Annotated in this window: 24 protein-coding genes; 9 read left to right on the top strand and 15 right to left on the bottom strand. The window is 68.0% G+C overall.

What is annotated here, in order from left to right:
• Nucleotides 1–37: 37 nt before the first annotated feature.
• Complete coding sequence (purF, locus tag ACP2AD_RS09940; protein ID WP_425229906.1) at nucleotides 38–1,495, bottom strand: amidophosphoribosyltransferase; 1,458 nt, start codon at nucleotides 1,493–1,495, stop codon at nucleotides 38–40.
• Between the two features lie 65 nt (nucleotides 1,496–1,560).
• Here purF and hisI point away from each other — a divergent pair, with 65 nt between their 5' ends.
• The 4 genes from hisI to ACP2AD_RS09920 are packed head-to-tail and all read left to right on the top strand — an operon-like array spanning nucleotide 1,561 to nucleotide 4,676.
• Nucleotides 1,561–1,920 carry a phosphoribosyl-AMP cyclohydrolase gene (gene hisI / locus ACP2AD_RS09935; RefSeq protein WP_425229905.1) on the top strand — a complete coding sequence of 120 codons (360 nt, stop codon included), beginning with the start codon at nucleotides 1,561–1,563 and terminating at the stop codon, nucleotides 1,918–1,920.
• A complete protein-coding gene (locus ACP2AD_RS09930) occupies nucleotides 1,917–2,402 on the top strand; it encodes a hypothetical protein (RefSeq protein WP_425229904.1) in 486 nt (161 codons plus the stop codon). Before hisI ends, ACP2AD_RS09930 begins: the two co-directional genes overlap by 4 nt.
• Nucleotides 2,403–2,434: 32 nt before the next feature.
• Nucleotides 2,435–2,869: a MerR family transcriptional regulator gene (locus ACP2AD_RS09925; protein WP_425229903.1), complete on the top strand. Its 435-nt coding sequence runs from the start codon at nucleotides 2,435–2,437 to the stop codon at nucleotides 2,867–2,869.
• A gap of 4 nt (nucleotides 2,870–2,873) precedes the next feature.
• Nucleotides 2,874–4,676, top strand: a complete 1,803-nt coding sequence (locus ACP2AD_RS09920; RefSeq protein ID WP_425229902.1) for an acyl-CoA dehydrogenase C-terminal domain-containing protein — start codon at nucleotides 2,874–2,876, stop codon at nucleotides 4,674–4,676.
• Nucleotides 4,677–4,816: 140 nt separating this feature from the next.
• Here the strand turns inward: ACP2AD_RS09920 and ACP2AD_RS09915 are convergent, their stop codons facing one another.
• The 3 genes from ACP2AD_RS09915 to ACP2AD_RS09905 are packed head-to-tail and all read right to left on the bottom strand — an operon-like array spanning nucleotide 4,817 to nucleotide 8,318.
• Nucleotides 4,817–6,064 carry a cell wall hydrolase gene (locus ACP2AD_RS09915; RefSeq protein ID WP_425229901.1) on the bottom strand — a complete coding sequence of 416 codons (1,248 nt, stop codon included), beginning with the start codon at nucleotides 6,062–6,064 and terminating at the stop codon, nucleotides 4,817–4,819.
• 53 nt (nucleotides 6,065–6,117) lie between these two features.
• The gene (gene cysK, locus ACP2AD_RS09910; protein WP_425229900.1) at nucleotides 6,118–7,038 is read right to left on the bottom strand and encodes a cysteine synthase A; all 921 of its coding nucleotides are present in this window, start codon (nucleotides 7,036–7,038) and stop codon (nucleotides 6,118–6,120) included.
• Nucleotides 7,035–8,318, bottom strand: a complete 1,284-nt coding sequence (locus ACP2AD_RS09905; protein ID WP_425229899.1) for an MFS transporter — start codon at nucleotides 8,316–8,318, stop codon at nucleotides 7,035–7,037. The genes cysK and ACP2AD_RS09905 overlap by 4 nt, the downstream gene beginning before the upstream one ends.
• A 110-nt stretch (nucleotides 8,319–8,428) precedes the next feature.
• Here ACP2AD_RS09905 and pdhA point away from each other — a divergent pair, with 110 nt between their 5' ends.
• Together pdhA and ACP2AD_RS09895 are read left to right on the top strand one after the other, a co-directional pair.
• The gene (gene pdhA / locus ACP2AD_RS09900; RefSeq protein ID WP_425229898.1) at nucleotides 8,429–9,475 is read left to right on the top strand and encodes a pyruvate dehydrogenase (acetyl-transferring) E1 component subunit alpha; all 1,047 of its coding nucleotides are present in this window, start codon (nucleotides 8,429–8,431) and stop codon (nucleotides 9,473–9,475) included.
• Nucleotides 9,475–10,875, top strand: coding sequence for a pyruvate dehydrogenase complex E1 component subunit beta (locus ACP2AD_RS09895; protein ID WP_425229897.1), 1,401 nt, complete (start codon nucleotides 9,475–9,477; stop codon nucleotides 10,873–10,875). The genes pdhA and ACP2AD_RS09895 overlap by 1 nt, the downstream gene beginning before the upstream one ends.
• Here ACP2AD_RS09895 and ACP2AD_RS09890 read toward each other — a convergent pair.
• The 3 genes from ACP2AD_RS09890 to ACP2AD_RS09880 are packed head-to-tail and all read right to left on the bottom strand — an operon-like array spanning nucleotide 10,872 to nucleotide 14,166.
• A complete protein-coding gene (locus ACP2AD_RS09890; RefSeq protein ID WP_425229896.1) occupies nucleotides 10,872–11,636 on the bottom strand; it encodes a TadE/TadG family type IV pilus assembly protein in 765 nt (254 codons plus the stop codon). The genes ACP2AD_RS09895 and ACP2AD_RS09890 overlap by 4 nt on opposite strands.
• Complete coding sequence (locus ACP2AD_RS09885) at nucleotides 11,636–12,229, bottom strand: TadE/TadG family type IV pilus assembly protein (RefSeq protein ID WP_425229895.1); 594 nt, start codon at nucleotides 12,227–12,229, stop codon at nucleotides 11,636–11,638. Before ACP2AD_RS09885 ends, ACP2AD_RS09890 begins: the two co-directional genes overlap by 1 nt.
• Nucleotides 12,229–14,166 (bottom strand): pilus assembly protein TadG-related protein, encoded by a 1,938-nt coding sequence (locus ACP2AD_RS09880; protein WP_425229894.1) that lies wholly within the window; start codon nucleotides 14,164–14,166, stop codon nucleotides 12,229–12,231. Before ACP2AD_RS09880 ends, ACP2AD_RS09885 begins: the two co-directional genes overlap by 1 nt.
• 80 nt (nucleotides 14,167–14,246) lie before the next feature.
• On the opposite strand from ACP2AD_RS09880, the gene ACP2AD_RS09875 reads away from it, so the two are divergent.
• Both ACP2AD_RS09875 and ACP2AD_RS09870 read left to right on the top strand, forming a co-directional pair.
• Complete coding sequence (locus ACP2AD_RS09875) at nucleotides 14,247–14,903, top strand: squalene/phytoene synthase family protein (protein WP_425229893.1); 657 nt, start codon at nucleotides 14,247–14,249, stop codon at nucleotides 14,901–14,903.
• A 29-nt stretch (nucleotides 14,904–14,932) separates the two neighbouring features.
• The gene (locus ACP2AD_RS09870) at nucleotides 14,933–15,439 is read left to right on the top strand and encodes an EF-hand domain-containing protein (protein WP_425229892.1); all 507 of its coding nucleotides are present in this window, start codon (nucleotides 14,933–14,935) and stop codon (nucleotides 15,437–15,439) included.
• On the opposite strand, the gene trmFO is transcribed toward ACP2AD_RS09870, so the two are convergent.
• The 4 genes from trmFO to ACP2AD_RS09850 form a co-directional block, all read right to left on the bottom strand.
• A complete protein-coding gene (trmFO, locus tag ACP2AD_RS09865) occupies nucleotides 15,436–16,776 on the bottom strand; it encodes a methylenetetrahydrofolate--tRNA-(uracil(54)-C(5))-methyltransferase (FADH(2)-oxidizing) TrmFO (protein WP_425229891.1) in 1,341 nt (446 codons plus the stop codon). The genes ACP2AD_RS09870 and trmFO overlap by 4 nt on opposite strands.
• Nucleotides 16,777–16,873: 97 nt before the next feature.
• Nucleotides 16,874–17,299, bottom strand: coding sequence for a hypothetical protein (locus ACP2AD_RS09860; RefSeq protein ID WP_425229890.1), 426 nt, complete (start codon nucleotides 17,297–17,299; stop codon nucleotides 16,874–16,876).
• Nucleotides 17,280–17,657, bottom strand: coding sequence for a hypothetical protein (locus ACP2AD_RS09855; RefSeq protein ID WP_425229889.1), 378 nt, complete (start codon nucleotides 17,655–17,657; stop codon nucleotides 17,280–17,282). The genes ACP2AD_RS09860 and ACP2AD_RS09855 overlap by 20 nt, the downstream gene beginning before the upstream one ends.
• 82 nt (nucleotides 17,658–17,739) lie before the next feature.
• Nucleotides 17,740–18,282 carry a GbsR/MarR family transcriptional regulator gene (locus ACP2AD_RS09850; RefSeq protein WP_425229888.1) on the bottom strand — a complete coding sequence of 181 codons (543 nt, stop codon included), beginning with the start codon at nucleotides 18,280–18,282 and terminating at the stop codon, nucleotides 17,740–17,742.
• Nucleotides 18,283–18,368: 86 nt separating this feature from the next.
• Between ACP2AD_RS09850 and ACP2AD_RS09845 the strand changes: the two genes are divergently transcribed.
• Nucleotides 18,369–18,800 (top strand): DUF488 family protein, encoded by a 432-nt coding sequence (locus ACP2AD_RS09845; protein ID WP_425229887.1) that lies wholly within the window; start codon nucleotides 18,369–18,371, stop codon nucleotides 18,798–18,800.
• On the opposite strand, the gene ACP2AD_RS09840 is transcribed toward ACP2AD_RS09845, so the two are convergent.
• From ACP2AD_RS09840 to ACP2AD_RS09825, 4 genes are all read right to left on the bottom strand, one after another.
• Nucleotides 18,797–19,153 carry a DUF952 domain-containing protein gene (locus ACP2AD_RS09840; RefSeq protein ID WP_425229886.1) on the bottom strand — a complete coding sequence of 119 codons (357 nt, stop codon included), beginning with the start codon at nucleotides 19,151–19,153 and terminating at the stop codon, nucleotides 18,797–18,799. The two genes, ACP2AD_RS09845 and ACP2AD_RS09840, sit on opposite strands and share 4 nt — an antisense overlap.
• On the bottom strand, nucleotides 19,150–21,960 hold the full coding sequence (gene gyrA / locus ACP2AD_RS09835) for a DNA gyrase subunit A (protein ID WP_425229885.1): 2,811 nt from the start codon (nucleotides 21,958–21,960) through the stop codon (nucleotides 19,150–19,152). Before gyrA ends, ACP2AD_RS09840 begins: the two co-directional genes overlap by 4 nt.
• A gap of 142 nt (nucleotides 21,961–22,102) precedes the next feature.
• Nucleotides 22,103–22,525: a hypothetical protein gene (locus ACP2AD_RS09830; RefSeq protein WP_425229884.1), complete on the bottom strand. Its 423-nt coding sequence runs from the start codon at nucleotides 22,523–22,525 to the stop codon at nucleotides 22,103–22,105.
• A 97-nt stretch (nucleotides 22,526–22,622) separates the two neighbouring features.
• Nucleotides 22,623–23,318, bottom strand: coding sequence for an SDR family NAD(P)-dependent oxidoreductase (locus ACP2AD_RS09825; RefSeq protein ID WP_425229883.1), 696 nt, complete (start codon nucleotides 23,316–23,318; stop codon nucleotides 22,623–22,625).
• Nucleotides 23,319–23,375 lie beyond the last annotated feature (57 nt).

Here is a 23,375-nt window from a genome sequence, read left to right as displayed (position 1 = left end):
CAGTCGAAGGCGAAGCGCCACGCCGGGTCAACCCCGGCTAGTTCACCCGCTCGGCCAGCAGCGCGAACTGGTCGACGTCCGATGCCTCGTCCTGATCGGTCAGCGTCGTCGGATAATCGCCAGTGAAGCAGGCGTCGCAGTGCTTCGGCCGGATCGCCGCGCGGCCCTGCTCGCCCAGCGCCTTGTACAGCCCGTCGATCGACACGAACGCCAGGCTGTCGGCATGGATAAAGGTCGTCATGCCGCCAACATCGTGCTTGGCGGCGAGCAGCTTGGCGCGCTCGGGGGTGTCGACGCCGTAGAAGCAGCTGTGCCGGGTCGGAGGACTGGCGATGCGCATGTGCACCTCCTTGGCGCCTGCGTCACGCATCATCTGGACGATCTTGAGGCTGGTCGTCCCACGGACGATCGAATCGTCGATCAGGACGACGCGCTTGCCCTTGATGAGCGCACGGTTGGCGTTGTGCTTCAGCTTGACGCCCAAATGGCGGACGCCGTCGCCCGGCTGGATGAAGGTGCGCCCGACATAGTGCGAGCGGATGATGCCCAGTTCGAACGGGATGCCCGACGCCTGCGCATAGCCGATCGCGGCGGGCACGCCGGAGTCGGGCACGGGGATCACCAGGTCCGCCTCGACCGGCGCCTCATGCGCCAGCTCGGCGCCGATCCGCTTGCGCACGTCGTAGATCGACCGATCGTCGACGATCGAATCGGGGCGGCTGAAATAGACCCATTCGAAGATGCACGGCCGCGGGCTCATCGGCGCGAACGGCCGGATCGAGCGGATCTGCTCGTTCTGGACGATCACCAGCTCGCCCGGCTGCACCGCACGCTCGAACGTCGCGCCGACGACGTCGAGCGCCACCGTCTCGCTGGCGAAGATGACGGCGTCGCCCAGCCGCCCCATCACCAGCGGCCTGATGCCGAGTGGATCGCGGCAGGCGATCATCCCCTCCGGCGTCATCACGATCAGCGAATAGGCGCCCTCGACCTGCTTCAGCGCATCGATGAAACGGTCGAGCAGCGTACGGTAGCTCGACGTCGCGACGAGGTGGATGATCGTCTCGGTATCGCTGGTCGACTGGAAGATCGACCCGCGCCGGACGAGCTCCTTGCGCAGCCGCTGCGCGTTGGAGATGTTGCCGTTGTGGCTGATCGCGAAGCCGCCCGACGCCAGCTCGGCATAGAGTGGCTGGACGTTGCGCAGCACTGCCTCGCCTGTCGTCGAATAGCGGACGTGTCCCGCGGCGACATCGCCCGGCAGCGCGCGGATCACCTCGTCGCGATCGAAATTGCCCGCGACATGCCCCATCGCGCGATGGGTGTGGAAGGAGCGTCCGTCGAACGAGGTGATCCCCGCTGCCTCCTGCCCGCGGTGCTGAAGCGCGTGGAGGCCGAGCGCGACCAGCGCCGCCGCCGAGTCGCTGCCCGACGCGCCGAAGATGCCGCACTCCTCGCGCAGCTTATCGTCGTCATAGGGATGGGTCGTCAGCATGGCGGGGGGCGGCTCCGTGCGGCGTCCCTATAGGCCCGCCTGGCCGGTTGGGCTAGGGCGCGGGGATGGCCGATCCTCGCGAGACCTCGACAGTGCTGGATCCCAAATGGGATGCGGCGGGCCTGGTGACCGCCGTCGTTACCGACCGAGCCGGTGCCGTGCTGATGGTCGCGCACATGAATGCCGAGGCGCTCGCCGCGACACGGACAGGCGGCAAGGCGACCTTCTGGTCGCGGTCGCGCGGGCGGCTGTGGCGCAAGGGCGAGACGTCGGGCAACTTCCTGCGCGTGGAGGAGATACGGATCGATTGCGACCAGGACGCGCTGTGGCTGATCTGCGACGCTGCCGGGCCGGCCTGCCATACCGGGGCAACCTCGTGCTTCTACCGGCGAGTGGAGGGCGACGCGCTCGTACCGGTGGCGTGAAGCGGCTCGCGCTGCTCCTGCCGCTCGCAGCCTGTCACCAGACGCAACCGCAGCCCGCGGCGGCGACACCTGGATCGCGGCTGGAGGCAGCGGCGCGCGCGCGGGGGCTAGTGAGCGATCCCGCCGCCAGTTCGCCGGTCGGCAGCTGGGCCAACGACAGCGACCGGCTCTGCGTCGCGCCGGCGGCCGGCAGCCTGCGCTTTGGGGTGTCGGTCGATTATGGCGACGGCCAGCGATGTGGCGCGTCGGGCAACGCGGAACGGCGCGGCGATCGATTGCGGATCAGTTTCGGCGACTGCCGGTTCGAAGCGCGGTTCGAGGGCGACCGGATCGGCTTTCCCGCCGAGCTGCCCGCCGCGTGCGACCGTTATTGCACCGGCCGGGCGTCGCTCACCGCGCTCACCGTCGAGCGGCTGAGCGGCGCGGCGTCGGAGGCCCAGGCCGTGCGCGGTGCCGACGGGCACTTGCTGTGCGGTGGTTGACGTTAACGTCAAGCGGGTCTAGCCGCTGCGCCATGCCGGACTCCGCCGCCAGCGCTCCAGCCTTTGCCGTGGTGCCGCCGCGGCCGGACCGCGTCAGCTTCTCGATCACCGACCTGTCGGCCGAGTTCGGCGTCACCGCCCGCGCGCTCCGCTTTTACGAGGACGAAGGGTTGATCGCGCCCGAGCGCCGCGGCACCGCGCGCATCTATTCGCACCGCGACCGCGCGCGCCTCGCCTGGATCCTGCGCGGCAAGCGGGTCGGGTTCAGCCTGTCCGCGATCCGCGAGATGATCGACCTGTACGATGTGGGCGATGGCCGCCGGCACCAGCGTGCGGTCGCGATCGAGCGCGGCCGCGAGCGGATCGGATCGCTCGTCCGGCAGAAGCAGGACATCGACGCCGCCGTCGCGGAACTCAACGACTTCGTCGCCGTGCTCGAGGCCGGCCGCGATCTGGACCAGGGATAAGCTCATGCCGACCTACACGCCGCCCGTCCGCGACACCCGCTTCGTGCTGGAGCATATTGTCGGGCTGCAAGGCCACGCCGGCCAGCCGGGCTTCGAGGGCGCGACGCCCGACGTCGTCGACGCGGTGCTGGAGGAGGGCGGCCGCTTCGTCGCCGAGGTGCTGTTCCCGCTCAACCATTCGGGCGATCAGGAGGGCTGCACCCGCCACCCGGACGGCAGCGTCACCACGCCCGCCGGGTTCAAGGACGCATACCGGCAGTTCGTCGAGAGCGGCTGGGCGACGCTTGGCAACCATCCCGATTACGGCGGACAGGGGATGCCGCATGTCATCTCGACCGCGTTTCAGGAATATATGATCGCCAGCAACATGGCGTTCGCCATGTATCCCGGCCTGACCCACGGCGCGATCGCGGCGCTGACCGCGGCGGGGTCGCCCGAGCAGAAGGCGACCTACCTGCCCAAGCTGGTTTCGGGCGAGTGGGGCGGGACGATGAACCTGACCGAACCGCAATGCGGTACCGATCTGGGCCTGATCCGCACCCGCGCGGAGCCGCAGGCGGACGGGTCGTGGGCGATCACGGGGACGAAGATCTTCATCTCCTCGGGCGAGCACGACCTGACCGAGAACATCATCCATCTGGTCCTCGCCAAGACGCCTGGCGCGCCGGACTCGTCCAAGGGCATCAGCCTGTTCGTCGTGCCCAAGATCATGGTCGAGGGTGACGGATCGCTAGGTGCGCGCAACGCGGTCAGTTGCGGTTCGATCGAGCACAAGATGGGCATCCACGCCAACTCGACCTGCGTGATGAACTATGACGGGGCGACCGGCTGGCTGGTTGGCGAGGAGATGAGGGGCCTGACCGCCATGTTCGTGATGATGAACGCGGCGCGGCTGGGCGTCGGGCTGCAGGGGCTGGGCGTTGCCGAGGTCGCCTATCAGAACGGGGTCGCCTATGCGCGCGACCGGCGGCAGGGTAGGGCGCTGACCGGCGCCAGGGAACCGGCGGAGAAGGCAGACCCGCTGCTAGTCCATCCCGATGTCCGCCGTATGCTGATGGAGGCGAAGGCGCTGACGGAAGGGCTCCGCGCGCTGTGCCTGTGGGGAGCATTACAGGTCGATCTGGAGCATAAGGCGGTCGACGACAGCGAGCGGCAGACGGCGGCGGACCTGATCGGGCTGCTGACTCCGGTCATCAAGGGTTTCGGAACCGACATGGGGTACCGGATCGCGACCGACATGCAGCAGGTTTTTGGCGGCCACGGCTACATCGCCGAATGGGGGATGGAGCAATATGTCCGCGATGCGCGGATCGCGATGATCTACGAGGGGACCAATGGCGTCCAGGCGATGGACCTCGTCGGACGCAAGCTGGCGCAGCATGGCGGGCGGGCGATCCAGGCGTTCATGACGCTGGTGACGCGCAAGCTGGCGGACGCGCCGGCGGATGCAGCGGTGGCCGCCTATGCCGCGCAGTTGAAGGAGGCGCTGGGCGACCTGCAGAGCGCGACCTTGTGGTTCCTGGCCAACGGCATGAAGAACCCGGAGCATGTCGGGGCGGGCGCGGTCCCGTACATGCACCTGCTGGGCCTGGTCGCGACGGGGGCGATGTGGCTGGACATGGCCGCGGCGGCAGTGCGGCTGAAGGCGGCGGACGGTGAGGATGCGGCGTTCCTCGACGCGAAGCTCGTCACCGCGCGCTTCTATGGCGAGCGGCTGTTGCCGCGCACCGCGTCGCTGCGCCGTGAGATCGAGGGCGGTGCGGACGCCGTCATGGCGCTGCCGCCGGCGCTGTTCCTGGCGGCGTGAGCGCGGAAGTAGAGGCTAAGTAGAGGCTAGAAGCATCATCCGCCTCTACTTGTTGCGCAGGCGAAACGACGGCGGGGCGACGCTGTCAAGGAACCCGGCGACCATAGCGTAGCGACCCGCGTGTAGGACAGGATTTTCCGTCAAGGCCGCGACGTGTCGGCTGGGGCAGGTGCGACCGCGGGTGACGCCCCGCGCCGGTGGACGCCGGTCAGTTCGGCCGGGCCGCGCGGGGTGGCGGTCGCGAGCGGAAGCGGCGCGGGGGCGGGCGTCTCGGCAGGCGGGCTCAGCACCTGCACCTTCATGCAGTCGGTCCGGCTGAGGCGCGGCGATTGCCGGCAGTTCCACAGCGTCCGTTCCAGCCCCGCCGGCCGGTCGCGGAGATAGGCAAAGGTCATCGTCGCCACCTGTTCGGCGGCGAGAGGGAGGGTACGCGGCGTCCGGCCTGCGTCGGCCCAGGCGGAGAACTTGCACTGCGGCCGATCGGCGCAGGCGCGGGCGGCGAGCTGCGGGTAGAGGCTGGGCGACAGGCGCGGCGGCAGGGTAACGAGGAAGCTGTTCGGGTCGCCCGCGACCGGCTGCAGCCCCCCGGTGGCGGCCGGCGCGCCGAGGAGATCGGTCGGCTGCGCCGGTTCGGCGGACGCAGCGCGGTGGACGTCGGACAGCGCCGCCAGCTTTGCGATCGCAGGCTCGGCGATCGGACCGGGATCGCGGAACGCGGCTGGGGTGCCCCACCAGCCGGTCCAGCGGAAGAAGAGGTGCGCGCCGACCGCGGCGATCTTGTCAAGGCTCGACTGCCAGTAAGGCACGACATAGTCGGTGTGGTAATGCGTCGCGAGGCCGACGCGGCGGTCGACCGCGCCGTTCAGCGCCGCCGCCGCGACCGTCTGCCCGCGCGCCCACCTGCCGGCCGCGGGGCTCCAGCGGGTCAGCGCACCGTCGCAGGCGAAGGTGAACTGACACCCCGTGGTCCGCTCCGATCCCTGGAAGACCACGCCGCAGACGGTCTTGGGATAGGCGGGGTGGCGCAGCCGGTTGAGCACGACCTGCGCGACGGCGCGTTCGCCGGAGGCGTCGTCGCCCGCCTCGTAGATCACCGCCGCGGCGAGACAGTCGACCGCGCGGGCACGGTCGGCGTCGCCGCCGGTGAAGCGATAGGGGCGCGCCGCCACGACGCCGCCCGCGACGAACGGGACCGAGGCGTTGTAGGCGCGCGCGTCCGCCGGGGCGAGGTCGACCAGCTGGACCGGCTCGACCGGGGGCACCTCGACCGCCGGGACGACGCGCTGGGGGGGAAGGGCGGGCGCGGGGCGGTGCGGGGCGGCGCGGACGACGGGACCGTAGCGGATGAGGAGCAGCGGCACGCCGATCGCCAGGGCGGCGATGAGCACGAGGAAAGCGGACAGCCGCGCCCCCGTTCGGCGAACGAGTGCCTCCGCCGCGATCACGCCTCAGGCAGGAAGTCGGGCACCGACAGATACCGCTCGCCGGTATCGTAGTTGAACCCCAGCACGCGGGCGTTGTCGGGCAGGTCGGGCAGCTTCTGCAGGATCGCGGCGAGCGTCGCGCCCGACGAGATGCCGACGAGCAGCCCCTCCTCACTCGCCGAACGCCGCGCCATGTCCTTCGCGACGTTGGCGTCGACGTCGATCACCCCGTCGAGCAGGTCCGGATGGAGGTTGGCGGGCACGAAGCCCGCGCCGATGCCCTGGATTGGATGCGGGCCAGGCTGGCCGCCCGCAATCACCGGCGACAGCGACGGCTCGACCGCGAACACCTTCAGGTGCGGCCATTCCTTTTTCAGCACCTCGGCGACGCCGGTGATGTGGCCGCCGGTGCCGACGCCGGTGATGAGCACGTCGATCGGCGCGTCGCGGAAGTCGCTGAGGATTTCCTGCGCGGTCGTGCGGACATGAACGTCGATGTTGGCCGGATTCTCGAACTGCTGCGGCATCCAGCTGCCGGGCTGTTCCGCCAGGATCTGCTTGGCGCGCTCGATCGCGCCCTTCATCCCCTTCTCGCGCGGGGTCAGGTCGAAGGTCGCGCCGTATGCCAGCATCAGGCGGCGGCGTTCGAGCGACATGCTCTCCGGCATCACGAGCACGAGCTTGTAGCCCTTGACCGCAGCGACCATCGCCAGCCCCACGCCGGTGTTGCCGCTGGTCGGCTCGACGATGGTGCCGCCGGGCTTGAGTTCGCCCGACGCCTCCGCCGCCTCGATCATGGCGAGCGCGATACGGTCCTTGATCGAGCCGCCGGGGTTCGACCGCTCCGATTTGATCCAGACCTCTGACCCCGGGAACAGCCGCTGGAGGCGGATGTGCGGCGTGTTGCCGATCGTATCGAGGACGGTGGTGGCCTTCATGGCTGGGCAACTCCGTTAGGTGCGGGAAAATCATTGACGGGCGGATCGAAGGTGGTGGCGCGGCGCAGCTCTGGAAAGAGGCGCGACCAGCCGAAAGTGATGACGAGCGCGCCGATACCGCCGAACACCACCGCGCCGACCGGCCCGAGCAGCGAGGCGAGGAGGCCGCTCTCCGCCTCGCCAAGCTCGTTGGAGGCGGAAATGGTAAGCTGCGACACCGCGCCGACCCGGCCGCGCATCGCGTCGGGCGTGTGGAGCTGGATCAGCGAGCTGCGGACATAGACCGACACCATGTCGGCCGCCCCCGCAACGACCAGTGCCGCGAAGCTGAGCGCGAAATTACGCGACACGCCGAAGGTCAGGATCGCGACTGCGAACAGCGCGACCGCCCACAGCATCTTGACTCCAACATTGGTACGCATCGGCCGGATCGAGAACCACAGCGACGCCGCCGCCGCGCCGATCCCCATCGCGGCGGCGAGGAAGCCGAGCCCGCGCGCGCCGACGTGGAGGATGTCACGCGCATAGATCGGCAGCAGCGCGGTCGCGCCGGCGAGCAGCACCACGAAGAGGTCGAGCGTGATGGTCGCCAGCACCAGCCGGTTGTGGCGGACATAGCTGAAGCCGTCGGCGATGCGCTGGAGCGGGTGAAGGTCGGCCTGGGCGGGCGGCTGCGGCACGGGGCCGATCAGGAAGATGAGGCCGAGCGCCACCACGAACAGTCCGGCGATCGTGGCATAGGCGACGTCGGGATGGATCGCGTATAGCAGCCCGCCGACACTGGGCCCGGCGATGGTGCCGGTCTGCCAGGCCAGCGTGGAGATCGCGATCGCGGTCGGCAGGCTCTCACGCGGGACGAGGTTGGGGGCGAGTGCGCTGTAGGCTGGGCCTGAAAAGGCGCGCGCCACGCCGACGAACGCGGCGGCGAGGAACAGGAAGGGCAGGGTGAGGTGCCCCGCCCGCGTCAGCACGCCGAGCAGCAGCGCGTTGAGCGTCAGGAGGGCGGTGGTGCCGCGCACGATCCAGCGCCGGTCGATACTGTCCGCCGCCAGCCCGACGACCGGGGTCAGCAGGAATAGCGGCACGAACTGGACCAGGCCGATCAGCCCGAGCATCGAGGCGGCGCGTTCGATCGAATAATGGAGCTGCTCGCGCGCCAGGCCATAGACCTGCCAGCCGATGATGATCCCCTGCGCGCTGATCGCGACCGTGCCGGCGAAGCGCGACAGCCAATAGGCGCGGAAGTCGGCGATCGTCAGCGGATGGGGGGCATCGGCCATGCCCGACCGGCCTTAGGCGGCGGGCGATGGGCAGGGCAACCCGCGGCGTTGCCGAGCTTGCCTTGGGGAGCCTATAGGCGGGCTTTCCCGCTCCGGAGGTCGACATTCCCTTGGCCAAAGCTCCTGCCCCGCGCGTGTCCGCGGCCCCGCCAGCCCCGAACCGCGAACGCCCCGAAGAGCCCAGGCCGTTCGAGGCGTCGAAGGAGCAGCTGGTCGAGTTCTACAAACAGATGCTGCTGATCCGCCGCTTCGAGGAGAAGGCGGGGCAGCTCTATGGCCTGGGTCTGATCGGCGGCTTCTGCCACCTGTATATCGGGCAGGAGGCGGTCGCGGTGGGGCTGCAGTCGGCGCTGAGCGACAAGGATTCGGTCATTACCGGCTATCGCGACCATGGCCACATGCTGCTCTGCGGCATTCCGCCCAAAGACGTGATGGCGGAGCTAACCGGCCGCGCCTCGGGCATCTCGAAGGGCAAGGGCGGCTCGATGCACATGTTCAGCGTCGAGCATAAATTCTACGGCGGCCACGGCATCGTCGGCGCGCAGGTGTCGCTGGGCACCGGGCTCGGCTTCGCGCACAAATATCGCGGCGATGGCGGCATTGCGCTCGCCTATTTCGGTGACGGCGCGGCAAACCAAGGGCAGGTGTACGAGAGCTTCAACATGGCCGAGCTGTGGAAGCTGCCGGTCATCTTCGTCATCGAGAACAACCAGTATGCGATGGGGACGAGCGTCAATCGCGCGTCATCGGAGGATCAGCTATACCGCCGCGGTGAGAGCTTCCGTATTCCCGGGCTGCAGGTCGACGGGATGGACGTGCTCGCGGCGCGGGGCGCGGCGGAGGCGGCGTTCGCCTGGGTCAGGAGCGGCAAGGGACCAATCATCTTGGAGATGAAGACCTATCGCTACCGCGGCCACTCGATGAGCGACCCCGCCAAATACCGCAGCCGCGAAGAGGTGCAGGCGGTGCGCGAGAAGTCCGACCCGATCGAGCATGTGAAGAAGCTGCTGGCGGAGCTGGGCGTCAAGGAAGACGAGCTGAAGAAGGTCGAGGCCGACATCCGGCGCGAGGTCAACGAGGCGGCGGACTTCGCGGAGTCGACGCCCGAGCCGGAGCCCAGTGAACTTTACACCGACGTGCTGGTGGAGTCCTACTGATGGGCGTCCAGATCAAGATGCCCGCGCTGTCGCCGACGATGGAGGAGGGCACGCTCGCAAAGTGGCTGGTGAAGGAGGGTGATGCGGTCAGGTCGGGCGACATCCTCGCCGAGATCGAAACCGACAAGGCGACGATGGAGTTCGAGGCGGTCGACGAGGGGACGGTCGGCAAGATCCTGGTCGCCGAGGGCAGCGACAATGTGAAGGTCGGGACCGTCATCCTGGAGATGGCGGGCGAGGACGAGGCGACCGCGCCTGCCGGTAACGACTCCGCGGCCGAGCCAGAGAAGCAGGAGCAAGCGGCGGAGAGCGGTGCCCCCGAGCCGCATAAGGTGGAGACCGGTGCCAGGCAGTTGTTCGAGGCGGCGAAGCATGACGCCGAGTTAAGCGACCCGGCGGTCCCGGCGGGCACGGAGATGATCAAGCTGACCGTTCGGGAAGCGCTGCGCGACGCAATGGCGGAGGAGATGCGCGCCGACGACCGCGTCTTCGTGATGGGTGAGGAGGTCGCACAGTATCAAGGCGCCTACAAGGTGACGCAGGGCCTGCTGGACGAGTTCGGCGAGCGCCGGGTGATCGACACGCCGATCACCGAATACGGCTTTGCCGGCGTCGGCGCGGGCGCGGCGATGGGCGGGCTGAAGCCGATCGTCGAGTTCATGACCTTCAACTTCGCGATGCAGGCGATCGACCACGTTGTGAACTCGGCCGCGAAGACCAATTACATGAGCGGTGGGCAGATGCGCTGCCCCATCGTGTTCCGCGGCCCCAACGGTGCCGCATCGCGGGTCGGCGCCCAGCATTCGCAAAACTATGGACCGTGGTATGCCAGCGTGCCGGGGCTGATCGTGATCGCGCCGTACGATGCGGCAGATGCCAAGGGCCTGCTCAAGGCGGCGATCCGCACCGAGGATCCCGTCGTCTTCCTAGAGAACGAGCTGCTCTACGGCCGCTCGTTCGAGGTGCCGAAGCTGGACGACTGGGTGCTGCCGATCGGCAAGGCGCGGGTGATGCGCGAGGGCGGCGACGTCACGATCGTGAGCTACTCGATCGGTGTCGGGCTCAGCCTGGAGGCGGCGGACGAACTGGCCAACGGGGGCATCGAGGCGGAGGTGATCGACCTGCGCACGCTGCGCCCGCTTGACCGCAGGACGGTGCTCAAGAGCCTCAGCAAGACCAACCGCATCGTCGTCGTCGAGGAGGGCTGGCCAACCTGCGGCATCGCCAGCGAGGTGGCAGCGTTCGTGATGGAGGAGGGGTTCGACGATCTCGACGCGCCCGTTTTGCGCGTCACCGACGAGGACGTGCCGCTGCCCTATGCCGCGAACCTGGAGAAGCAGGCGCTGATCAGCGCCGCCAAGGTGGTGAGCGCGGTCAAGAAGGTCTGTTATCGAGCCTAGGTGGTCGCGCCGCCGACCCCCTTCGTATAGCGATCGCAGGTCGACGCGGTGGCGGTAGGCGTCGGATTATAGATGCGCGAGAAGTCGCGATTGTCGCGGACGATGAACGAAGCGGTGTAACGGATCACCTGCGGGTTGACGAACAGCGATCCGAACAGCGGCCGGTACTGATAGTTGACCTCGACGAACATGACGCCGGAGTTCTGATAGGCGTTAACCTTCTGGGTCGGTTCACCCATGCCCGCGGGCGCATCGACGCCCTTGTTGGCGGCGGTGGCATCGCTGCCCGCAGCCGGGCTGGGGTGGACGGTCGGTGACGGATCATAGTGGGAGTTATAGTCGGCGGCGTCCGCACCGCTCGCGCCCTTCATCCCGAGGCACCGCTGCCAGTGAATGCGTTGCACCCGATCGGTGTCGTAGGGCTGCGACACATTCTCCAGGCTCGACAAGATGACGCGGCCGTTGGTGGTCAGCTTGATCAGATCGCTTTCACGGCGCGTCCCTTGCAGCACGTCGTTGAGGTCGGACTCGCGCAGTTGCGTAACGCCCGCATTGGCCTGAACACCGACGCGCGATGCATTGTCGGCGAGATTGAGCGCATATTGGCTGACGCGCAAGTTGCTGAGCGCCAGGAATGACAGTTCCGTGCCATAGCCGCCCATCGCCATGATGATCGGAAAGGTAAACGCGAACTCCATCAGCGCCAGCCCGCTCGTGTCGGACCGGAGGCTGCGAAGGCGCTGCAGGCGTGACGACAGCATCATGGCGGACAAACCTGTTTGGGCGTGTAGGCGGCCTGGTTGGCGTAGGGCTGGTTCTTCAGCACGGTGGTCGCGCCGATCGTCACGGTGGACGGCCAGCCCATCAGTCCCGCCATCGGAAACAGCCGCGGATAGGTGACATTCATGGAGTAGAGAACGACATCGTTGGCGCCGCCCTGACCTGACGCGCCGGGGTCCGCATCCCAACTGTTATTCCCGTTCAGATCGGTGAAGCATTCGGTCGCCGCGTCATAAACGCCGTTGTTGTTGTTGTCTTGGAAGGGCTCTGGGCCAATATTCGAGAACTGCGCGTAGCTCTTGCGGGTCGAGGTATAGGTCGCGTTCTGCGCCACCGAGCGAACCGTCGCCATGACCGCGCTGTCGAGCGTGCCGGTGCGATTGCTCGCGCCCTGAATGGTCGAGTCGCGCCCCGCCTTTTGCATGGCGCCGGTCAGGATCGATTGGACGTAGCTCTGATAGGTCAAGTCGCACAGGCCCATGATGAGCAGGATCATCGTCGGCGCGATGATCGCGAACTCGACCAGCGTGACGCCGCGATCGTCGCCGCGCAGGCGGTGCAGAAGCGCGCGCATCACTGCGTGAGCCGCAGCATCGCGATGCGCTGCGCGATCGCTTTGAAAGTGTCCTTCAGCGTTTGCGGATCGCTGGTCTGAAAAGCCTGGCCGGGCGAGGCGCAATAGCTGAGGTCACTGTTCAGGCTGGTGCCGAGCGCGATGACGTAGATGACATAGCCCTTGCGCTTGGCCGCGTCGCACTCGATCCGGAAGCGGGCGTTGTGCCGGTCATTCTGCGTCGTCGCATTGCCGTTGCTGCCGATGCGGTTGTCGTACTGCTCCACGCCGTACTGACCATAGATCAGCTCGTTCGGCGCCATGTCGCCGTCAGTCAGGAAGATGATGTTCCGGGTTGGATCCGAACGCCCCGGCCACGGCGCGGTGTCGTTCTTGAAGACTCCATCCGGCGACATCATCCGGGTGCCCCAGATCATGCCGGTGTCGTGATAGGTGCCGCCAAAGGGCTGGAAATCAACATTGTAGACATAGTCGTGAACGACCTGCGCCTGCCCCGAGGGGGTCATGTCGGTCAGCCGCAGCGCCGGCATCCCGCAGGCGGCGAAGCCGTGCGACTGGGCATAGCTGCCGGTGCGATAGGTCGTGTTGTAGTTGGTGTTGAAGTTGCTGGATTCCGACGCGCTGACGTTCTCGTCCTTGACGTCCTGATAGGACGAGCCGGCGGAACGCAGCCAGACCACATCGGGCCATGCCGGCCGCCACAGGTTTGCGGAATTGGTCGGCGTGACGTCAGGATTGAGGTCGTCGGGCAGGCTGGTCACGCTGAACGAACTGGAAGGCGACGTGTCGAGTTCCTCGATGCAGCCGTTCCATTGGGTCGACGTGCCGTCAAGACGGCTGGGGTTCGCGATCACGTTCCGCGCGAGGTACTGGGTCGTGTTGTACGTCACCGGCTCGTAGCGCCACATCGGCCGCAAGGCCTGCTGATTGCCGGTGCAGGTGCCGCCGTTTGCGGCGGACCAGCTGACGCCCGTGTACGACCGCGCCTGGTAATAGCCCGCATCGGACCAGGTCGTGGTGGCGCCCCACGTCGGTCCGACCCGCAGATAGCCCGACGCCGGCAGACGCTGGGCGACGCAACTCGTCTGTGTCACGCCGGTTACGGTGAAGCTGGACTGGTTGCCGTAATTGTAATCGGCGGTCACGTGACGCGACTGATAGGTCCAACTGTTCTGGAGATATTGCGACGGAATGACGCCGCCCACGTTCACCGCAGAGGAGTAGGTTACGAAGCCATAGCGGAAATGGGTCGTCGGATCGGCGTTCTGCCGCATGGTCGTGTCGAACAGCACTACCGACTGCCGCAACGCCTCGATCTTCGACATGTTGCTGCCCGACGTACCGGTCTCGGTATTGTGATAGCCGGTCGAGCCATCGCCTCTGGTGTAGGACACGATCGACCCCGAACAGCCGGTCGGGTCGCTGGGCCGGCACGACATCGAGCCGGTCGTGTCCAGCACGAACATCACATCGGCGTCCGCCAGGTCGAACCGCGCCTGACACGTCACCACAAGATCGCGGTCGCCGATCCCAAAGAACCCCATCACCGCCATCGGCACCGTCGCCCGGGCGGTAGCGCTGACGGCATTGGCGACGGTGGACGAAGAGCCGTCGACGGATTTGACCGGCGTGAAGCTAACGTTCGTCGTCTGATACCAGCCAGCGCGAAAGTTGTTGGTGAAGAATGCATTCGCCTGGGCCGCCGCGGTGGTGTCGAGCGGGGTGCTGAGCGATGTGTCGGTCATCGACTTTCGCCCGGCAAGCGCGCCGGCGTCGCACGCCTGTTGCATCCGGACCTTGACGACGTACAGCCGCGCCATGTCGACCGCCGATCCGGCGAAGCCCATCAGTGGCACCATCGCCGCCGCCATCATCGCGATGGTGTTGCCCGCACGGTTGCGCAGCAGCCGCCTGAGAAAGGAAAAGGGATCGCTCATGCCGTTCGTTTCGCCCTGCCGCCCGTCGAGGACGGGTGTCAGCGTCGCGCCATGGACGGGACGCGGCTAAACATCGGTGCATGGGCGTGGTTAACGACGTGATAAGCGAGAACCCGGAACGGGGGCTGGCGCTGAGTTATGCGCCGGCGGACAAGCGCGCGGCGCTGGTGACGCTGTTCGCGCTGGATGACCGGCTGCGGCGGATCACACGAGCGGCGCGCGATCCGATGATCGGGCTGATGCGGCTGACCTGGTGGCGCGAGGCGCTGGAGCGGCTCGACATCGCGCCGCCGCCGGCCGAGCCGTTGCTCCAGGCGATCGCGTCGGCGGTCCTGCCGCTCGGGATGAGCGGCGACGACATGGCGGCGCTGATCGAGGGATGGGAGCGGCTGCTCGAGCCGGCACCGATCATGATGACGCTAGCCGAGGAGACGGGCGGGCGGCTGTTCACCTTTGCGGCCCAGCTGCTGGGCGGCGGCAGTCCACAGGTCGCCGACGCGGGGACCGGGTGGGCGCTGGTCGGATTATCGCGGACCTGGCCCGACTTCTTCGGCGAGGGCGCTGCCGAACTTGCACCCCCCCGGTTCGCCGCGGCATTCAGTCTCGTTTGGCCTAGGCCGTTGCGGCCTCTGGGCGCACTGGCGTTGCTCGCTCGCGCCGATCTGGATGCAAAAAGCCGACCGGGCAGCCCGGTCCGGGTCGCACGGCTACTCGCACACCGGCTGACGGGGCGGTAGCTTCGCGCCCGAATCGGGAGAACGGGTGCATGTGGCGGTATCTTGCAGGGGCGGGCGGGGCGTTGGCGCTGGCGGGCGCGGGAGTGATGCTGTTCAGCGGGCATGCCACGCGCCAGTCGCTGCTCCCCGCCGCGCCCGCCGCGCAGGCGAATGCGAGTGGCGACGCGGACGCACAGGAGCTGCCCGACACGGTTCCTGCCGCAACCGAGCAGACGCGCGAGCAGCGCCGGTTCGGCCGCTATGACAAGGATCGCAACGGCCAGATCACGCGCGACGAGTTCCTGGCGGCGCGGCGCAAGGCATTCCAGAAGCTCGACCGCAACGGCGACGGGCAGCTGTCGTTCGACGAATGGGCGGCGAAGGCGATCGGCAGATTCGCCACGGCAGACCATGATCACTCAGGCGCGATGAGCGCCGCCGAGTTCGCGACCACGCGTGTCGTCCGGCACGCGCGCGCCCGGGCGAACTGTCCGCCCGCCACCCAGGCGCGCGGGCGCGCCGCCCCGGCGGAGCAGGGGGAGCCGGAGGAGAATTAGGCGTCGGCGAGCCACCCCGCCAGCGCCGCGCGGGCGCGGTCGGTGTATAGCTTCTTGCGATCGGCCTTGCGCGTCCGCCCCTTGAATGGCGGGAACAGCCCGAAATTGACGTTCATCGGCTGATAGGTCTCGGCCACCGCCGCGCCGGTGATGTGGCGCAGCAGCGCGCCCAACGCCGTCTCGGGCGGCGGCGGCGGCAAGGTCTCGCCGCGGAGTTCGGCGGCGGCGAAGCGTCCGGCGAGCAGGCCGATCGCGGCGCTCTCGACATACCCCTCGCATCCCGTGATCTGGCCGGCGAAGCGAAGCAGGGGCCGCGTGCGCAGCCGCAACTCGGGGTCGAGCAGTTCGGGTGAGCGGATGAAGGTGTTGCGGTGCAACCCGCCCAGCCTCGCGAACTCGGCGCGCTCCAGCCCCGGAATGGTGCGGAACAGCCGTACCTGCTCGGCGTGCTTCAGCTTGGTCTGGAAGCCGACGATGTTCCACAGCGTCCCGCTGGCATTGTCTTGACGAAGCTGGACGACGGCGTGCGGCCAGCGCCCTTTTGGCCACTCGACACAGACGCTGCGCGGATCGTCGAGCCCGACCGGCTTCATCGGCCCGAAGCGGAGCGTGTCGAAGCCGCGCTCCGCCATCACCTCGATCGGCATGCAGCCTTCGAAATAGGGCACGTCCTCCCACTCGCGATACTCGGTCTTCTCGCCCGCGATCAGCCCGGCGTGGAAGGCGGCGTATTGCTCCCGGTCCAGCGGGCAGTTGATATAGTCCGCCCCGCCCTTGTCCCAGCGCGCCGCCTTCCACGCCACGTCCATGTCGATCGTCTCGCCGTGGACGACCGGGGCGATGGCGTCGAAGAACGCGAGCTGGTCCTTGCCGGTCTCAACGGCGATTTGCCCGGCCAGGCCGGCGGCGGTGAGCGGGCCGGTGGCGACGATCGCGGGCCCTTCGGGGAGGGCGTCGACGCGCTCCCGGACGATCTCGACCTTGGGATGTGCGGCGAGCGCGGCGGTGACGGCGGCGGCGAAACCATCCCGGTCGACGGCCAGCGCGGAGCCTGCCGGGAGGCGATGTGCATCGCCCTCGCGCAGGATCAGCGAGTTTAGCGCGCGCATCTCCTGGTGGATCAGCCCGACCGCGTTGTGCTCCGCATCGTCAGAGCGGAAGCTGTTCGAGCAGACCAGCTCGGCGAGGCTGTCGGTCTGGTGCGCAGGTGTGGTGTCGTCGCCGGACCCCCGCATCTCGGACAGCCGGACGTGGAAACCGGCCTCGCCCAGTTGCCACGCCGCCTCCGACCCGGCGAGGCCGCCGCCGATGATATGGATGTCGTAACCGCCGCTCACGAAAGGTCACGCGCGGGAGGGGGGATGTGTGACTTTCTGACGCGGACGACGATGTGCATGCGCGGCCGTTAACGCGTGGGAGTGTTGTAGGACAGTGCTAGTCGGTCCAGCGCGTTCCCTGCCGACACACCAGCGCGCAGACCGAGCCCGTCCCGCCAAAGGCCGCTACCAGCGGCTGATCCGCCGAACAGGCCCACGCCGTGCCGCCCGCCGCCAGCCCGCCGACTAGCCCCCAGGCGACCGGCAGCCTCAGCGCGACGTTGCTGCGCCCCGCCCATGACAGCATGACGCTGCCGAGCAGCGTCGGGGGCACCGCTAGCAGGGCGCCGACCATCACGACCGGCGGGAATAACGCCAGCAGCAACGTCCACGCGGTCGTGACATCGATCGGCGAGGGCGTGTCAAAGGCTGTGGCGATCGCGACCAATCCGACAAAGACCGGCCCGGCGGTGAGCGCGCCCTTGATCACGCCCGCCGCATAGGTTTCGCGCTTCATCGTCCGATCAAGCGACGAATCGGGCATGAACTTGCTCCGACAGCCAGCCGTTCACCTTACGCCCGAACTGCGCGATCGCGCCCATGTTGAAGAAATGCATCGCGCCGAGCACGAGCACCGCCAGCCCGACCTTGCTCGACAGGAAGCGGATCGCCTCGGGAATGGTTGTCGGCTCGTTGCCGAGGCTGAGCGTCAGGGTGATGAAGCCGATGTTGACGAGATAAAATCCGACCACGAGCAGGTGGTTGGTCGAACGGGCGAGCTGGTCGTTCTGGCCGAAGCATTGGACCAGAAAGACGATGCCGTTGCGCGACAGCGTGCGCGCGACCCAGATGGTGATGCCGATCGTGATGACGAGATAAAGAGCGTAGGCAGTCTCGACCATGATCTTGCTCCTTGTTCTGATATTTCTGGGATTACCGAAATTGTCGGGCGTCAAGCGGGTCGGGTCAGGTCATCATGCCCTCCTACTTTTTCTTGCTGCCGGGGAGGAAGCGGGCGACCTTGCCGCCCAGCTTCATCAGCGCGACCAGTGTCGGCTTGGGGAGCACGCGGACCTGATCGTACCAGCCGCCGAGCGTGCCGATGAACTGGTGCATGCGGCCGATGCGTTCGCGCAGATGTGGCGGCGCGGCGTCATCCTGGGCAAGGCGCTCACTCAGCTCGCGCAGCAGCTGGATCGTGGGATCGATCTCGCGCCGCTTGCGCTCGGCGGCGATGCGCAGCAGCATCTCCCACAGGTCGGTCTCGGCGACGAAATGATCGCGCCGGTCGCCCTCGACATGCACCCGCCGCACGATGAGATAAGCCTGCAGCTCCTTCAGCGCCGTCGAGACGTTGGAGCGCGCGAGGGCGAGCGCGTCGGTGATCTGTTCGGCGTGGAGCGGCCGGTCGGAGAGATATAGCAGCGCATGGATCTGCGCGACCGAGCGGTTGACGCCCCAATGGGTGCCCATCTCGCCCCAGTGGAGGATAAAGCCCTTGGCGTCGGGATGGTCGAGGAGGGTCACGCGATTCGTCTGCCGTTTCTGTCTAAACAGAAATAGCAGAATGCGGATCACTTGCAAACCGTGCGGTGTCCGCCGACCTACGCATGATGACGATCTTCACCATCGGCTATGAGAGCGCCACGGTCGACGCGCTGATTGCGGCACTGCAGGCGGCGGGAGTAAGGCAGGTGATCGACGTCCGGGCGTTGCCGCTATCGCGCCGGCCGGGCTTTTCGAAATCGTCCTTGGCGGCCTCGCTAGCGGAGGCGGGGATCGCCTATCGCCACCTTAAGGCGCTCGGCACCCCCAAGCCGGGGCGCGATGCGGCAAAGAAGGGCGATGTGGCTACGCTGCGTGCGGTCTATGCCGACCAGCTGGCGCTGCCGGAAGCGCAGGCGCAGGCGGCGATCATGCGCGAACTCGCCGCCGAGCGGCCGAGCGCGCTGCTGTGTTTCGAGCGCGACCCGCACCATTGCCACCGCACGCTGCTGCTCGCGGCGGAAGGCGAGGGCGCGACGGTGGTCGACCTGACGCCCTAGCCCGTGACGGGCAGCTTCACCGATCCGTCGTCGCCTCGCTCCAGCGGCGAATAGGCGACTACCGCGTCCAGCGGCAGCGGACCGTAGAGATGCGGGAAATCCTCGCCGCCGCGCGACGGCTCCCAGCGGATCGCCTCGCCCAGCGCCGCCAGATCGACCTCCGCGATATGGTGGTCGCCGCCCGCGGCGTAGTGCTTGTCGACGGTCCCTGTCAGCTGCGCGGCGGTGGAGAGGTGGATGAAGCCGTCGCGCTTGTCGTCGGCCGAGCCCGCAAAGCTGCCGCCCTCCAGCTCGGCGAGCTCGGCTGCGGTCAGCACCTTGAAGGCGGCTTCATCACGCTGACTGCCCGTCATTCGTCCTCTCCCGGCTCATCGTCTTCCTGCACGCGCTCGTCGAGCGTCTGCGGGCCTGTGCCGTCGTCGACCGTGAGCGTGCCCGTGGGGTCGTCGGTGCCGCTCAGCTCGTCGGCGATCAGCGCCTCGGCCTCGGTCGCGGGTTCGTCCTGCTCCTCGTCGATGCGCGCGGCGGACACGACATGCTCGTCATCGGCGACGTCGAACAGCTTCACGCCCTGCGTGTTGCGGCCGGTGACGCGAACATCGCCCACCGACAGGCGGATCAGCTTCGCCTGATCGGTGACCAGCATCAGCTGCTCGCCGCCATGCGCGGGGAAGCTCGCCAGCACCGGGCCGTTGCGGTCGCAGGTGACGATGTTGGTGATGCCCTGACCGCCGCGGTTGGTGCGGCGATATTCGAACGCGCTGGTGCGCTTGCCATAGCCGTTGGCGGTGACGGTGAGGATGAATTCCTCCGCGGCCTCGAACGCCGCCATGCGATCGGCGTCAAGCGTGATCTCGCGCTCTCCCTCCTTCCACGGTGCGGCCTTGAGATAAGCGTCGCGCTCGTCGGGGGTCGCGGCGAAACCCTTGAGGATGGACAGCGAGATCACCTCGTCACCCGCGGCAAGCCTGGCGCCGCGGACGCCGGTCGCGGTGCGGCTCTGGAACTCGCGAACGTCGGTAGCGGCGAAGCGGATGGCGCGGCCCTGACGGGTGGCGAGCAGCACGTCGTCGCCCGGCGTCAGCAGCGACACGCCGATCAGCCGGTCGTCAGGCTCGCCATTGCCGTCCTCGTCGAGGAACCGCATCGCCAGCTTCCCCGCACGCGGGATGTTGCTGAACGCGTCCATGCTGTTGCGCCGGACGGTGCCCTTGGCGGTCGCGAACATGACGTGGAGGTCGCCCCATTTCGCCTCGTCCTCCGGCAGCGGCAGGACGGTCGAGATCGTCTCGCCGGGGCCGAGCGGCAGCAGATTGACCATCGGCCTTCCCTTGGTCGCCGGGCCGCCCTCCGGCAGGCGCCAGACCTTGAGGCGGTACGCCTTGCCCGCGGTGGAAAAGAACAGGACCGGGGTGTGGGTACTGGTCACGAAGAGCGACGTGATCGCATCCTCGTCCTTGGTCGCCATCCCGGCGCGGCCCTTGCCGCCGCGGCGCTGGGCGCGGAAGGTGTCGAGCGGGGTGCGCTTGATATAGCCCTCGACCGTGACGGTGACGACCATGTCCTCGCGCTCGATCAGGTCCTCGTCGTCGATGTCGCTGCCCGCCGCCGCGATCTCCGTCCGGCGTGGCGTCGCGAACTCGGCCCGCACGGCACGCAACTCGGCGCGCAGCACCTCGTAGAGCCGGCCGCGATCGGCCAGGATGTTCAGCAGCTCGGCGATTGAGCCCGCCAGCTGCTTCAGCTCGTCGCCGATCTCCTCGCGCCCCAGCGCGGTGAGGCGGTTGAGGCGGAGGTCCAGGATCGCCTTCACCTGCAGTTCCGACAGGCGGTAGACCTCGGCCTCCGCCTGTGGCTCGATTGCCTCGACCAGCGCGATATAGGGCCTGATCTCCGCGATCGGCCATTCGCGTTGCAGCAGCCTGTCGCGGGCGTCGGCGGGCGAGGCGGAACCGCGGATGATGCGGACCACCTCGTCCATGTTGGTGACCGCGATCACCAGCCCGAGCAGGATGTGTGCGCGCTCGCGGGCGCGGGCGAGCTCGAACTTCGAGCGCCGGGTGATGACCTCCTCGCGGAACTTCACGAAGGAGGAGATGATGTCGCGCAGGTTGAGGAGCTCGGGCCGGCCGCCGCGGATCGCCAGCATATTGGCGGGGAACGAGCCCTGCGCCGGCGTATGGCGCCAGAGCTGGTTGAGCACGACCTCGGGAGTCGCGTCGCGCTTCAGGTCGATGACGATGCGCACGCCTTTGCGGTTCGACAGGTCGCGCACCTCGCTGATGCCCTCGACGCGCTTCTCCTTGGCGGCCTCGGCGATGCGGGCGACCAGCGCGTCCTTGCCCTGCTGATAGGGGATCTCGGTAAGCACGATCGCGCGCTTGTCGCCGCGCCCCTCCTCGATCACATAGCGCGAGCGGACGATGATGGAGCCGCGCCCGGTCTCGTAGGCCGAGCGCGTGCCTGCGCGGCCGAGGATCACCGCGCCGGTCGGGAAGTCCGGCCCCGGCACGATCTCCATCAGCTCCTCGGTGGTGATGGCTCCGTTGTCGATCCATGCCAGGCAGGCGTCGATCACCTCGCCCAGATTGTGCGGCGGGACGTTGGTCGCCATACCCACCGCGATCCCGCCCGCGCCGTTGACCAGCAGGTTGGGGAAGCGCGCGGGCAGCACCGTCGGCTCGCGATGTGCGCCGTCGTAATTGTCGCGGAAGTCGACGGTGTCCTTGTCGATGTCGGCGAGCAGCGAGTTGGCGACCTTTGCCAGCCGCGCCTCGGTGTAGCGCATCGAGGCGGGCGGATCGGGGTCCATCGACCCGAAATTGCCCTGGCCGTCGATCAGCGGCACGCGCATCGACCAGTCCTGCGCCAGTCGCGCCAACGCGTCGTAGATCGCGGAGTCGCCGTGCGGGTGATAATTGCCCATCACGTCGCCGACGATCTTGGCGCATTTACGGTACGGCCGTCCGGCGACGAAGCCACCCTCCTGGCTGGCCCACAGGATGCGGCGGTGCACCGGCTTCAGCCCGTCGCGCACGTCCGGCAGTGCGCGCGCGACGATAACGGACATGGCATAGTCGAGATAGCTCGACCGCATCTCGTCAACGATCGAGATTGGCGATATGTCGGAGGGATCGGCGAGGATGGTCTCGTCGGCCAAGTTGGAACCTTTGCGTGACGGTAGGTAGCTGGCCGCGATAAGGGCCGGTCACGCAAATGTCACGCGCGCACGCGTACGCGAGGGGCCGGGGGAAGGGCCGGGCACGCGCAAGGGCATGCCCGGCCGATTCTGGTCAGTCAGCTCAATGCTGCTTGCACGCCTGCTTGTTGGCGTTGCCCGGCAGCGAACAGTTGTAGGTCACGGTCCGGCCATTGGCGAGGCGCGCCTGGACCATCCGTCCGGCAGGCGCCGTGGTGCGGGTCGTCGTGGTCCGCGTCGCAGCGGCATGAGGGGCGGCCGCCGTAGTGGTCGTCGTCGTATGGGCGGCTACCGCCGGGTGGGCAGTCGTGGTCGTCGTCGTGGTGTGGGCAGCGGCGGCCGGGTGGGCGGTTGTCGCCGTCATCGTGGTGTGCGCCGTCGTGACACGCGCAGTCGTGGCGTGCGCAGCAGGCGTGGCGGTCCGCGTCGTCGTGTGGGTGGTCGTGTGGGCGGCGGGGGCCTGCGCCAGCGCGGGAACGGCGATCGTCGCGGTGGCGCAAAGCGCCAGACGGGCGAGGGGGGTCATCGGCAATCCTCCTGTTGTGTGGGCCGCATGGCGGCTAACCTATGCTATAACCGCTGTCGTGGCGCGGACGTGATGCAAAGGTGAAATCGTCGTCACGTCAGGGTGAAATCTCCGTGCTGTCCCAGTTCCACAGCCTGCCGCTGTCACCCGGGCGCAGACCGTCCAGCACGTCGAGCAGCTGCACCGCCGCGCGACCGGGCGCGAACAGCTGATCGGCTGCGACGTTCGCCTGGAACGGGCGCGACAGTGGCGTGTCGACGGTGCCGGGGTGGAGTGCGACGACGATCGACCGTTCGTTGCGGCGGCGCTGCTCGATGGCGGCGGAGCGGATCAGCTGGTTCAACGCCGCCTTGCTGGCACGGTAGCCGTACCATCCGCCGAGCCGGTTGTCGGCGATGCTGCCGACCTTTGCAGACAACGCCGCGAAGACGGAGCGGCCGGTGCGGGGCTGCGCGGGCAGGAAATGCTTGGCGACCAGCACCGGCCCGATGGCGTTGACCTGATACTGACGCGCCAGCCAGACAGGGTCGAGCGCGGCTATGCCCTTTTCGGGGCCATCGTCGCCTTCGTGGAGCAGCCCGGTCGCGACCAGCACTACATCGGGCGGCGTGGCAAGGCTTGCCGCAGCGGCGGCGATGCTCGGCTCGTCGGTGAGGTCGAGCCGGTCGGCGCCGGCGAAGCTGCGCGCGAAGCTGCGAACGGCGACGCCTTCCCCTGCCAGCGCCTCGACCAGTGCCGCGCCGATCCCGCCGGACGCGCCGATCACGACCGCAGACTTGAACATTTCACCCATCACGGCCGCTTAGCGGCTGCCGGACGGAGCGCAACGGGCGGCTGTCGCGTTGTCGCC

Origin of the sequence: Sphingomonas sp., from assembly GCF_965248875.1 — a bacterium.
In the GTDB taxonomy this organism is placed as follows: Bacteria; Pseudomonadota; Alphaproteobacteria; order Sphingomonadales; family Sphingomonadaceae; genus Sphingomonas.
This window is presented reverse-complemented; position numbering and strand designations above follow the sequence as displayed.